This is a genomic window from Streptomyces phaeolivaceus (assembly GCF_009184865.1).
Classification (GTDB): Bacteria; Actinomycetota; Actinomycetes; order Streptomycetales; family Streptomycetaceae; genus Streptomyces; species Streptomyces phaeolivaceus.
The window spans coordinates 5911214-5923049 of record NZ_CP045096.1 but is presented as its reverse complement, the minus strand read 5'-3'; the positions used below and the strand labels follow the sequence as shown (position 1 = coordinate 5923049).

The following is an 11836-nucleotide window of genomic DNA, read 5'->3' as shown; positions in this document are numbered from 1 at the left end:
GGGTTACAGCCACCCTCGCCGGTCACCGAGGGCAGACTGGACCCGCCGAAGCGCAGGGTCGTCGGACAGCGGGGTGGCACGGTCGAGCACCGACGACCACTCCAGGATGATCGTGGCCGCGAGCTCGACCTCACATTCCTCGCCGTCGTCGTACGAGCAGCGCCGGGCCACCCGGCGGACCAGATCGGGATCCAGCACCGGAATCAGGGTCGCCCAGCCCTCGACGAAATCGTCCGGAGTCTCCTGCTCCTCGTCGGCCTGCTCGTCCTCGGACACGAGGATGTGGCCCACTTCGTGCAGGATGATGTGCTCTTGGTGCAGGCGCGTCGTCTCCTGCTGGTAGAGGATCACGTCCATCTGAGGCATATCGACCCACAGCCCTGACGGTCCGGGCTTCTCCAGAGGGAACGGTCGAAGGACGATCGGGCGCCCGCGCCTGTCGCCCAGCGCCCGGCACAGCTCCTCCACATCCAGCGGAGGCTTTATGCCGAGGTCCTGAAGTTCTCGCCGGAGCCAGCGGTGCAGGTCCCTCCCGGCCGTCCGTTTCTCAGTGGTACGCCACCGTCCCAACCACCGGCGGCTCACCTTGCCCTGCCCAGGCCCCTCGGATTCTGCCGCGCCGCCGGCACGTCTTCCCGACCACATGAGAAATCCCCTTCGTACGGACCGTTGACGGCTCTCACGGGAGCCGGGCGACAGCCGCGCCCGAGCCAATAGCGTTCAGTTCCCGGACGGCACAGCGACGAAAACGATCACCGGCGAAGGACAACGCCTCGGTGGATACCGCTGAACAGCGGCAAGTGAGCCGCACACACATGCGCCCACACCTCCCCAATACGCCATGATCACGTAAGCAAATCAGCAACCGCAATGCGGTCGAGCGACCCCGACGGAGCCTTCGGGAACCCCATGGACATTACGTGAAACCTGAAGGGGCGAATGGCCTGAATTCGACACTCGCAAGCCGTCGCTAGATGCGCGCCAAATCGTGGCAAATTAGCCGCACCGGCAGTGGATCATGTCCCTGAGCTGGCACTTCAAAATCTGACGCGCGCGCGTCAATCGCCCCACTCTGGCATATGTCGAAGTTATCAATCTGAGACCTTTAGGTCGCAGACAACTGGGACATGTGCTTAATAATCTGGCGAATCAACTCCCGCCGTCGCGCGCGAAGACGAGTGTGGCCGTGGTCACTTCGGGGCAGTTCGGGCATCGCTCACTATTACGCTTCCAGCCATGTCAACCGAGATACGCAACCAAGGCGATGGCTACGTGGAGTTCTGGCGGGAGTACCACTTGTGCACGCTGACCACGGTGCGCCCCGATGGCAGCCCTCACGTTGTGCCCGTCGGAGTCACCGTTGACGCCGACGCCGGCATCGCTCGGGTTATCACCCGCAAATCCAGCAAGAAAGTCGCCAACATCCTTGCCGCGCAACCCGGTCCGGCCCGCGTAGCCGTCTGCCAAGTCGACGGAGGGCGCTGGGCCACCCTGGAGGGCACAGCCGAAGTCCGCACGCACCCGGAAGTCGTGAACGATGCCGTAGCGCGCTATGGCAACCGATACGGTCGGACGCCGGCTCCGGACCCCGAGCGGGTGGTCATCGAGATCACGATCGAGCGAGCCATGGGGCAGGTAGACACACCCAAGCCAAGAGCCGTGAACGTCGCTGAATAGGCGTTCTGCCCACGGAGGTTGATGACAGCGCGCGTACAGTCGTTCTCATCGCAGGGGCGGACGTTGCTCCGCCCAGCCGCGACACAAGGGATGACGGCCTGCCCGGACGGCTTGGCGCTGCCGGTTGACCCACTGCTCCAGGTCGTCGGCGGACTTCTCAGGGCCACGGTTAGTGGTGTTGATGAGATGGATCTGCCAGCGGGGGTCCTCGGCGGTCCAGGACGTCCAGCGGTGCCACGCCATCATGGGTGCGCTGCTGGCGGTGATGACGTCCGGACGATGCCGGGGGTCGGCGGCGTGACCGCGGTGCCAAGCCGCCCAGTTGTTGAAACGGTCTACGTCGGACTCCGACCAGCGGCCTGGGTCGCGCTGGCGGAGCCGGCGGCCACGGTCCTCGTCGTCGACGTCGATGAGGCAGAGTGCGATGCCGTCCAGCAGAGACGCCGAGGGGGCGGCCAGAACCTCGCCGAGCGGTGCCTGGCCTGTCAACAGGAGGTCGATACCGTGAGCTTGGTAGTCAAGCGCGCGGCGAATCCACTCCTCCGTGTTGTGATTCCGCCAGTGCGAGGGTGGGTTGCGCGGAACTCCGCTCTCGTCGGTGTCATGGACGGCGATGTGATCAATCCGGTCGGCAACAGCGAATGCGAGGGTGGACTTCCCGGAGCAGCTCGATCCGGTCAGTATCAGCAGCATACGGGGAGAGTGGCAGACACCCCGGCGAGCATCACCAACAATTTCGTGTCCGTCTCAATCACTCGTGGCTGCTGAGCCGACCGGAGCTTGGCCTCCCCGAACACCGATGGCGCGTGTGGTGCACGTCGCACTCAATGCCGACACCTCGCACGCCATCAAGGACGGAGTCGACGTACCAGAACGACGCTCCGCTGCGCAGTCGGGAGATACGCTCCCTGCCATGGCTGTTGTCGTCGGGTAGGCATGCGAACTTGCGGAGTCCTTACTCTCTGAGCCCCTGCCGTGTCGTTGCAGGTTCCGCGCAATCATGCGCACTAAATCCTACAGAAACGGCGGTATACGGCCCCATATGGCCTTAACGCCCTGCGCTGGCCCGTTTCCGGCTTGAGTTGGTTCCATCGTGCGGGGCGTACGGGAGCGTTCGAGGGTTGCCCCTGCCAGAACCCAAGTCGCCTTGGTGGGGCCGCTGAACGCCGCCCTAGCCACCTGCCTGCCGACCACCGTCCCTGCCGCCCTCGAACGCTGGAACCCAACTGCTGAACAACTCCAGGAAAGACGCGCCATGACCGGATCCGCACCACAACCTGACCGAACCTGCCTCCGACGCCACGATCGACACGGCCTGCCGGATCCTGCGACTGCCGACGATGCGGGCTCAGTTCCCCGACCTGGTCTCCCGCGAAACGAGAGCACCTGTCCTACCGGGGCTTTCTCGCCGAACTGCTCATGGCGGAGCACGAAGACCGCGACCAGCGGCTCGGAACGGCGCATCCCAGCCGCCGGCTTTCCCCCCAGAAGTGGCTGTCGGATTTCGACTACAGCTCCAACACGAACGAACCGCGCAATCTCTGCCGATCATCGCACTCGACAACCGACCACGACCTGCGCGAGCGCCCACCGCCTCACTCACACCAGTCCCATGACCAACAACGTCAGAGCAAAGCGGGCTCCTCGGGCCGACGCACGTCAGGTGCGTCGGCCCGAGGAGCCGACTTCGACGGCGCTATTGCTGCTCTCTGTTCCGTCGGTCCAGTAGTTCAGCCACAGCGTCTCCGAGTTCGAGCTCGGCATAAGTGTCGAGCCATGCGTTCAACTCGTCTGCGATGGTCTTGTCGGTGATCTTTCCCTGGAACCAGCGGGCAGTTGGCAGCAGAGCGGTTATTGCTACGAGTTCCGATGCCCCATCCACACAGACGGCGCGAAGGAATTCTTCCTCCTCCAGGCCTGCGGTGAGCGCATCCAAGTATCGGCTGCGCCGCGTCTCGGCCACGTCCACGGCCTGCTGGCGTGTGAAGGTGAACCGCTGCAGCATGCTCGCTACCACGGCATCGGCGTGCAGCGAGGGAGGAACCTGGAGGGCGCCGTCTTCGATCGCTTTACGTGCCACCTTCATATACGCGCGGCTGATGACGATCGGATCGGGAAGATCCAGTTCCTGCTCGACGAACTCCAGCAGCCTCGAGGCAAACAGGAGGCGGGCCTCGAGACCGATACCGGGCTCCTGGTTGACGGGGTAGTAGTCCGTACAGGAAATGTCGAGGAGTGCGAGTATCCACTGCCCGGGAGCCTTCGGCGGGGCCTTCTCCTTGAGAGCTTGCGTGAGCTCGTTTGACTCGGCCCTGATGAGAACGCGATAGGCGACCATCGGATTACTCATGAATGATCACCAGCCGAATGGTTTGATTGCTTCATCGGGCACGTGTATTCCCGCATTCCGGAAGGCGTCAACACCCACCTTGAGGAATGATTCCACGTTGTCCTCGAGCCAGGGGTAGTAGTGGCCGCTCTGGTCGTCGATGAACGTGACTGCCCCATTGCTGATCTGCACGCTTCCTGCTCCCTGTACGGGCTCCCCGTTAAACAGTACTGCGTGTTTAATCTTGCCGGACACGTTGGGGATGATGCGGAGCTGGCCGTTGGCTCCGACGGCCCACAGGTATTCGCCTCCCTTTGTCACGGCCTCGTCGAAGGCTTGGGTGCCTGCAGGGATGGGGGCGACACCGGCTGCGGATGCGTCGGCCAATTCCCGGGCGAGGACGGCGGGGTCGTCGTAGTGGTTGGGGAAGGTGCGCGGTCCGCCGTTGGTGTGTGCGGAGACCGTGATGCGTGGCATGAAGAGCCGGTTCTTGAGCCAGCTGAAGGCTGGTCCGAGAAGGCTGCTGCTGCCACCGCCAGCTGCCCCGGCGATCAGGTCCCAGGGACCTGTGGGGCGGCAGTGGACTTCGTTGACGCCCCAGGAGAAGGCCGCTCCTACGCCTGCGTTGACGACCGTTGAGGTGGCGAGGGCGCGTCCGCCGGCGAAGCCCAGGCCGCGGGCGACTGCGTTGCCGGCGCCGGGCATGAGGGCTCCCGCGACGGCACCAGTGAGGGCTCCCTTACCGGTTGCTTTGGCGAGGCCACCCCAGGTGAAGCCGTCGTTGCGGTGTTGCCAGGTGTAGATGCCACCTTCGAGTACGGCCCCGAAGGCTGCGCCGATCCCTGCGCTGATGCACAGCGGGCAGAGACCCGAGGCGTCGGCCAGGTTGGCGGGGTCGTTGTTGGCGTAGGCGTACGGGGAAAGGTTGGCGCTGCGGACGTCGGCGGGTACGGGGTCGGTGGTACTGAAGCGGGCAGTCGTGGGGTCGTAGCTGCGGGCCCTCAGGGCGAGGCGGCCGGTGAGGTAAGGGTCCTTGTATTGGCCGGTGTAGCCGAAGGCACTGGTTTGTCCGTTGGTGGTGCTGGCCTTGCCGGTGGTTTCGCCCCAGGGCGTGTAGGTGTAGGTGTAGGTCTCTTTGCCGGTGGAGTCGTGGACAGCGCGCACGGATTCCTGGCGGTCGTGCAGGAGGTAGAAGACGCCCGTGGTTTGGTTGACGGCCTGGGGGATGCCGGCGGGATTGTAGTTGTAGTCGGCAATGAGGCCGCCGGTGGCGTTGGTTTCAGTGGCTATCTGGGGCAGCGGGTTGTTGACGTCCCAGCGTGTGGTGCGGTCGAGTTTGCCGTTCTTGTTGGCGGTGGTGCGGTTGCCGTCGGCGTCATAGCCGAAGGTGAAAGAGTCGGCTCCGATGGTGGCGGACTTGACGCGGCCGGTGGAGTCGTAGGTGTAGGTGCCGACGGCGTCCTTGGTGAGGTTGCCGTCGGTGTCGTAGCCGAAGTTCGTGGTGGCCGTGCCGGCTACGCGTTTGATCAGTTGGTCGGCAGCGTCGTAGTCGTTGGTGACGACGGTGGTGCCGGTCTTGGAGGTGGTGAGGTTGCCGACCTTGTCGTAGCTGTACGTTGTGCCGTTGGGGCCGTCGAGGCATGGGTCGGCTGCTGAGGTGTCGGTGCATGTCCGGGTCAGGCGGCCGACGCCGTCGTAGGCGTAGCGGCTGGCGAGCCCGGTGGTGGCGGAGTCCTTGAACTGATCTGTGATGACGCGTCCGTCGGCGTCGCGGGTGAGGTGCCGGGCGCCGGTTCCTTGGGAGATGGAGGCGAGACGACCAGCCCGGTCGTAGGTTCGGGTCTCGGCCAGGGCCGTAGTGGTGGGCAGTTGGGTGGAGAGGAGGTTGCCGGCCTCGTCCCATCCGTAGGTGATGGTCTTGCCTGCTGTGGTCTGTGACTTGATGCGGCCGTCGGTGTCGTAGGCGTAGCTGATGGCGTAGCCGTCGGGGTAGGTGCGGCTCTTGATGGTGCCGTCGTTGTTGTAGGTGTACTTGAACGGGTTGGTGGCACCGGGCGATGTGATGGTCAACGGCCGGTTCTCGGCGTCATAGGTCAGGCTCCGGGTACCGGTTCCGTCGGTGACCGTTGCGATCCGTCCGGCATTGTCGTAGGTGTAGCTGACGGACGGGGTGGCGTCCGAGTAGGTGATCGAGGTCAGCTGGTTGCGGGCGTTGTAGGCGCTGGTCTGCTTCTGCCCGCGGGCGTTGGTGATGAGGGTCCGGTTGCCATCGGCGTCGTAGCCGAAAGAGGTGGCTCTCTTCAGGGGGTCGGTGATCTTGGTGAGGCGGCCGGTCTTGTCGTACTCGTAGGCGGTGACGTGTTGGTTGGCGTCGGTGCGGGTCTTGAGGTTGCCCAGCTCGTCGTAGGAGAGAGCTGTTCTGCCCTGGTCTGGAGCCTGAACCCTGGTGAGGCGGTTGGCCTTGTCGTACTCGTATTCGGTGGCATTCTTACGGCCGTCGCCGCTGCGGATGAGGTTGTTGACGCTGTCGTAGGTGCGGCTGGTCGCGTTGCCGAGCGGATCGGTGGTGCCGGTGATGTTGCCCGCCGCGTCGTAGGAAGTGTGCCAGGTGTACTGGGCTGGATCGGCCCCGGCGATGTTGCCGCGGGGCTCCACGGTGTCGGTGAGCCGACCGTCGGCGTTGTAGGCGTAGGTGGTCTTGTTGCCCAGTGGCGAGGTCTCGGTCTTGAGGCGGCCAGCCTCGTCGTAGGTGTAGGCGGTGGTGTTGCCGGCGCGGTCCCTGACCGTGGCGAGCTGGTTGTAGTCGTTGTAGGTGTTGATGGTCGTCCGGCTCAGGGCGTCCGTGCTGCGCAGGATGTTGCCCATGTCGTCGTACGTGTACTTCTGGGTGTTGCCCAGCGGATCGGTGACGGTGGCAGGGCGGTAGTCGGCCGTGTAGGCGGTGGCGGTGGTGTTGCCGAGGGGGTCGGTGACGGTCAGCTGGTTGCCAGCCCTGTCGTAGCCGTACCTCCAGGTGTAGTCGGCTGGATCGGCTCCGGTGACGTTGCCGCGCGGCGTGGTCATGGTCTCCACCCGGCCGGCCTTGTCGTACGTGTAGGTCGTCCGCGCGCCGGTGGCATCCGTGCTGGAGATGACCCTGCCCGTGGAGTCGTAGTCCAGCGCGGCAACACGGATGGTGCCGCGCATGGTGTCCTTGAGGCGGTTGGCCGCGTCGTAGGTGTAGGTGGTCGTACCGCCCTCGGCGTCCTTTAGCTGGGTCAGATTCCCGGCCGCGTCGTAGTCTCGGTCGGTCGTGTTGCCCCTGGCGTCGGTCGTTGTGTCGAGGCGTCCGGCCGCGTCGTAGGTGTAGGTGGTGGTGAACTTCTGCGGGTCGGCGTCGGCGGCGTTGCCGCGCGGGTCGGTGGTGCTGGTCACCTGGCCTGACGCGTCGTAGGCATAGGTGGTGGTGGCTCCGCTGGGTGCCCTGACAGATGTGACGTTGCCGGCGGCGTCGTAGCCGTAGCTGGTGGTGTTCTTCAGCGGGTCGGTCTGTGAGGCGAGCTGTCCGGTGGCGGTATAGGTGAAGGTCGTGATATTTCCGGCGGCGTCCTTGGCAGTGTCGAGAAGGCCGTCCGACCGGTAGGTGTACGTGGTCGGGTTCGCTTCGGCGTCCGTGACTTTGGTCAGGTTTCCGTTGGTGTAGGCAAAGCGCCAGACTGCGCCGACAGCCGAAGTCTCGGATGTGGCAAATCCGTTGGCTCCATAGCTGTAGCGGGTGGCGTTGCCCAGCGCATCGGTGACTCTGGTGACGTTCGCCGTGTTGTCGTAGTTGTAGAACGTCCGGTTACCGAAGGGGTCGTACTGGACGAGAAGGTAGTTGTGGGCGTAGACGTCGGTCCACACCCCGCCGTCCGGGGCGGTGGTGTCGGTCTCCCCGTTCCGGTAGGTGTAGGTCGTTTCCTTCCCGAGGGCGTCTTTCTGAGTGATCACGCGCCCTTGTGCGTCATAGGTGTTGCGAACGGGGTAGTGCTTGGCTGCGTCCTGGATCGACTCGAGCCGACCGCCGCCGTCGTAGCCGTACGTGACCTGCTTACCGTCGGTTCCGGTGACGCTCGTCAGCTGGCCTCCGGTGTAGCCGTAGTCAACGCTCAGCCCGTCGGCCAGTTGCATGCTTGTCAGCGCGCCGCCGGAATAGGTGGCCGTCGACACCCGGCCCGCAGCGTCGGTCACGGTGTCGAGGTGACCGCCCGTATAGCGGTAGGTCACGCCCTGACCGGAGCGGTTCTTGTCGGACGTGAGGCGCCCGTCGGCGTCAAAGGTCAGCTTTCGCTTGTCGGGGGTGGCCAGGGTGTAGGTGCCATCGGCCAAAGATTTCAAGGCCGATCTGCTGGTCACGGGAGACGCGTATGTGCCGTCGGACTTCTTGGTGTACGGGTGCTTGGCCCCGCTCTCCGAGGTGTAGGTGACGTTCCCGCCTGCATCCTTGACCAGCTTGGCGTCCCAGGGGAGGGTCCATCCCTTGCCCAGGGAACCATTGCCTGTGTTGTCGGAGGAGTAGCGGCGGGTGAGGTCGAGGCCGCCTCCGACGGATGGTTGCTGGGCGTCCGTGAAGACGCCTGAGAACGCGCCGGTGGCCGTGTTCACCGATGCGCCGCGCTGGGCTTGAGGCTGTGGGAAGGCAGTACTCAGAGACGCGCATTCTGTCGCGCATCCGTAGGTCTGTTCATCAGGTATCCCCGGTGTTACCGACATGCCGGTGACAACGGCGCCAGTGCGGCCTGTCGCGACGTCCACAACGGTGGCGAGCGCCATGACAGAGAAGTTCCCTTGGTTGGGGACAACGTCGGCGCACTGCTCGGGATCGACTGGCGTCTCAAGAGTCACGACCGGGCCACTGAGAGAGTGAACCAGCGAGTAGGCATGGGAATGGGCCGTTACGACCTGACCCAAGTCGTACTCGACGGTATTGGGGCCGCATGAGACTTCCCAGGTCACCTTGACCTGGTGGAGGACGTCAATGAGCTTGTTGTCCCCGTCGTGGGCGTAGTCGGAGTGGATGATCTCCGCGCTCGCGAGGAGGGTCTCGCCCTCGAAGACCTGCCCTACGAGTGGGTCGGTGCCACCGGGACTCGCACCCACCAGTGACCGGTAAGAGCCCTCCGGGCCAACCACGGCGATGTAGGTCGGGCCCCCGGCGGGGTTCTCAACTTCGCCTTCTGCTGCGCTAATCCCTCTTGCCGCGCCCTCAGACGCCGCGAGGGACTGAGCCCGAGCAGCGGATCTCTCTGCTTCGGCTATGGCCTCTGCTTCAGTCTTCTGCTTGGGTTTTTCTTTTACAATCGGTGCCTTGAACCGGCCGTTCTGCACCTGTCTTTGACGCTGCTTCAGCGTCATTGGTCTCTGAGCCTTCGCCGTCTTCGGCGGGTGCGCCTCGGCCGCACGCGACGACGCTGATTGAGGTTGCTCCGCTGGCAAAGCGACCGTCGCGCTAGACATAAGCATGGCCCAAACGGCTGTGGCACTCACAACTGCTCGCGCGTAAAAGGAACTCGCCATTTTCACAGCCCTCCCCCTCCCTGCGCGCCTCGACGCCAGGGCTACTCGCTGTGTTCGCAAAGTGACAGAAGGGGAGAGTAATGTTCTAGGTCATGAACATGACCGATCCAGGAAGGTGTATGGCTGAGAGTCGTGGCTCATTGTCTGGAAGACAGAGCTACTTCGGTGCGGAGTCACTACGCGGATGAGTGCTTGCACGGTGGGGAGCTTGAGGTCGGGGAGGGGCCGGAAGGTGAGTTGCCCAGCCTGTGAAAGCAGGGCTGTGCGGTGGCCGCGTACGGTCACTCCCGCGCCGGTGGCGATGTGGTCGCAGAACTCGGCGGTCGGGGAGAGGCGGTCCCAGCCCCACCCGGCCTGGTGTCCGAACTCGACCGCTCGCAGCTTTCCTTAGACGAGCCCCTCTGCCGTTGTGATGATCACGGGCGGGGCCGCCCACGACGGCGAGCAAGATGGAGCCTGGGTGTTGCCCTGTTGGAGGGGTGGCTGAAGCCGTCCGTAAGGGGAACGGTGAAGACGCTGATCACGGTGTGCGTGTCGCGGTCCCAGGCTGTCTCGTCGACGCAGAGTCCCGTGGTCTGGCGGAGCGTTGTCTGTGCTGCTTCGATCGCACGTTCATCCGGCTGAACGCGGCGGCCGGGCAATGTCCACAGCCCTTGCGTTTCGGCAGAGCGCACGGCGATTGCAGGCAGGGCATGGGGTAGGCCGGGGAGCCTTTCCCGTACGGCCTCGTCTTCGCTCATCTTCGGGCTTTCGTGCTGGTGGTGCGGGTTTTCAGAACAACGCGGGCTGGTCTGCTGGGACGGCCTCGCTGGAGGTGGCGGGGGCGGGGATGGGGCCAGTGCGGGTGTTCTGCAGGTCCCACAGTTCGCGGAACAAGCCGGTGCTGTCGGCGAGGAGTTCGGTGAACGTGCCGTCCTGGATGACGCGCCCCTTGTTCAGGACGACGATGCGGTCGGCGATCGCGACGTTGGTGAGCCGGTGGGTGACCAGGACGACGGCGCGGTCGGCGGCGAGTTGACGCAGGCCGGTGAAAATGCGGTGTTCGGCGCGCGGGTCGAGGGCGGCGGTCGGCTCGTCCAGGACGAGGAGGCCTGCGGGGCGGTGGAAGGCGCGGGCGATGGCGACGCGCTGCCACTGTCCGCCGGACAGTTCCTGGCCTCCCCACCATTCTTTGGCGAGCAGGGTGTTCAGGCCGTTGCGCAGTTGGTCGATAACCTCGTCGGCTCCGGCTGCCTGTGCTGCGGCGGCTACGGCGGCGTCTCCGTGTTCGGTGGGTTGGCCGAGGTTGATGTTCTCCCGTGCTGACAGGGGCCAGTTCGCGTAGGACTGGGGTACGACGGCGGTTTGGGCCCAGACGGCGTGCGCGTCCATGTGCCGTGTGTCGGAGCCGTCCCAGGTGATCGCTCCGTGGTCGGGCAGATAGAGCGCGGAGAGGAGCTTGGACAGGGTGGTCTTGCCGGAGCCGTTCTCGCCGACCAGGGCGACGACTTCGCCCCGGCGTACTTCCAGACAGACGTCGCTGAGGGCGGGACGGTCGGCGCTGGGGTACGAGAAGGTGATGTTCTCGGCCCGTACGACGGTGGGCCCGGCTGGTTTCTCGGAGCCTCGGGCGATGCGGTGGCCGCCGGCCTCGTCGATGAAGTCGGCCCAGTCATCGAGGTACATGCCAGTGCGGAAGAGCCGGGCGCCGTTGCCGACGATGCCGTCCAGTCCGGCGCTGACGCGGCCCAGGGCCAGGAAGGCGGTGCCAAGGGCGGCAACGGAGATCTGCCCGGCGGAAACCAGCAGTGCCAGGGCGACCCACACCGCGGCATGGGCGAGACCTCCCGCAGCTCCCCCGACCAGGGAGATCCGGGCGGCACGCCAGGTGGCCTGGTCGGTGGTCTTGTCGATGCGGGTGCCGGCCGCGCGGTATTTGCCGAGCAGGAACGTGGCCATGGTGCCGGAGCGGACCTGGTCTGCGATCTGTTTGTCGATCATGTACCAGCGGAGCATCCCCAGCAGCCGGCGGTCCTTAGACGTCGCGAGCGAGGCGATGTAGTTGAGGCGGGCCGCGCGCACGCCGGCCAGGCCCTTCGGCAGCGCCGCGAGGATGAGGAGCGGCAGGAGTACCGGGTGCACCGTGGTCAGGACGAATGCCGAGGCGATCAGCGAGGCCGAGGAGGCCAGGATGTACTGGGCCTCGGTCAGCAGATCCCGGGAGACCTCCGCTCCTCGGTCAGCCGCGTGTCGGGTAGGTGCGGCGCATTGCTGCGCCGCACCCCCCTCAGAACCGGACGTGCGGCTTGTCACCGC

6 protein-coding genes and 1 pseudogene are annotated in these 11836 nt (G+C 65.2%); 2 read left to right on the top strand and 5 right to left on the bottom strand.

Going from position 1 to position 11836, the window contains the following annotated elements:
- Positions 1-3 precede the first annotated feature (3 nt).
- Positions 4-366 carry a hypothetical protein gene (locus F9278_RS27700; protein ID WP_226966981.1) on the bottom strand — a complete coding sequence of 121 codons (363 nt, stop codon included), beginning with the start codon at positions 364-366 and terminating at the stop codon, positions 4-6.
- A gap of 870 nt (positions 367-1236) precedes the next feature.
- Here F9278_RS27700 and F9278_RS27695 point away from each other — a divergent pair.
- A complete protein-coding gene (locus F9278_RS27695; RefSeq protein ID WP_152170727.1) occupies positions 1237-1677 on the top strand; it encodes a pyridoxamine 5'-phosphate oxidase family protein in 441 nt (146 codons plus the stop codon).
- Positions 1678-1722: 45 nt separating this feature from the next.
- On the opposite strand, the gene F9278_RS27690 is transcribed toward F9278_RS27695, so the two are convergent.
- Positions 1723-2370: an ATP-binding protein gene (locus F9278_RS27690; protein ID WP_152170726.1), complete on the bottom strand. Its 648-nt coding sequence runs from the start codon at positions 2368-2370 to the stop codon at positions 1723-1725.
- A gap of 584 nt (positions 2371-2954) precedes the next feature.
- Between F9278_RS27690 and F9278_RS49055 the strand changes: the two are divergent.
- A pseudogene (locus F9278_RS49055) lies at positions 2955-3204 on the top strand (ATP-binding protein); the annotation flags it as partial.
- Positions 3205-3373: 169 nt separating this feature from the next.
- Here the strand turns inward: F9278_RS49055 and F9278_RS27680 are convergent.
- From F9278_RS27680 to F9278_RS27670, 3 genes are all read right to left on the bottom strand, one after another.
- Positions 3374-4027, bottom strand: a complete 654-nt coding sequence (locus F9278_RS27680; protein ID WP_152170725.1) for a hypothetical protein — start codon at positions 4025-4027, stop codon at positions 3374-3376.
- A gap of 6 nt (positions 4028-4033) precedes the next feature.
- A complete protein-coding gene (locus F9278_RS27675; RefSeq protein ID WP_193241667.1) occupies positions 4034-9379 on the bottom strand; it encodes an RHS repeat-associated core domain-containing protein in 5346 nt (1781 codons plus the stop codon).
- Positions 9380-10312: 933 nt separating this feature from the next.
- Entirely contained in the window at positions 10313-11833 is a 1521-nt protein-coding gene (locus F9278_RS27670; RefSeq protein WP_226966980.1) for an ATP-binding cassette domain-containing protein, read from the bottom strand.
- Positions 11834-11836 lie beyond the last annotated feature (3 nt).

Excerpts from the sequence above, each read along its gene's own strand:
- F9278_RS27680 (WP_152170725.1), bottom strand. The coding sequence starts at position 4,027 with ATGAGTAATCCGATGGTCGCCTATCGCGTTCTCATCAGGGCCGAGTCA.
- F9278_RS27695 (WP_152170727.1), top strand. The coding sequence starts at position 1,237 with ATGTCAACCGAGATACGCAACCAAGGCGATGGCTACGTGGAGTTCTGG.
- F9278_RS27675 (WP_193241667.1), bottom strand. The coding sequence starts at position 9,379 with ATGACGCTGAAGCAGCGTCAAAGACAGGTGCAGAACGGCCGGTTCAAG.
- F9278_RS27700 (WP_226966981.1), bottom strand. The coding sequence starts at position 366 with ATGCCTCAGATGGACGTGATCCTCTACCAGCAGGAGACGACGCGCCTG.
- F9278_RS27690 (WP_152170726.1), bottom strand. The coding sequence starts at position 2,370 with ATGCTGCTGATACTGACCGGATCGAGCTGCTCCGGGAAGTCCACCCTC.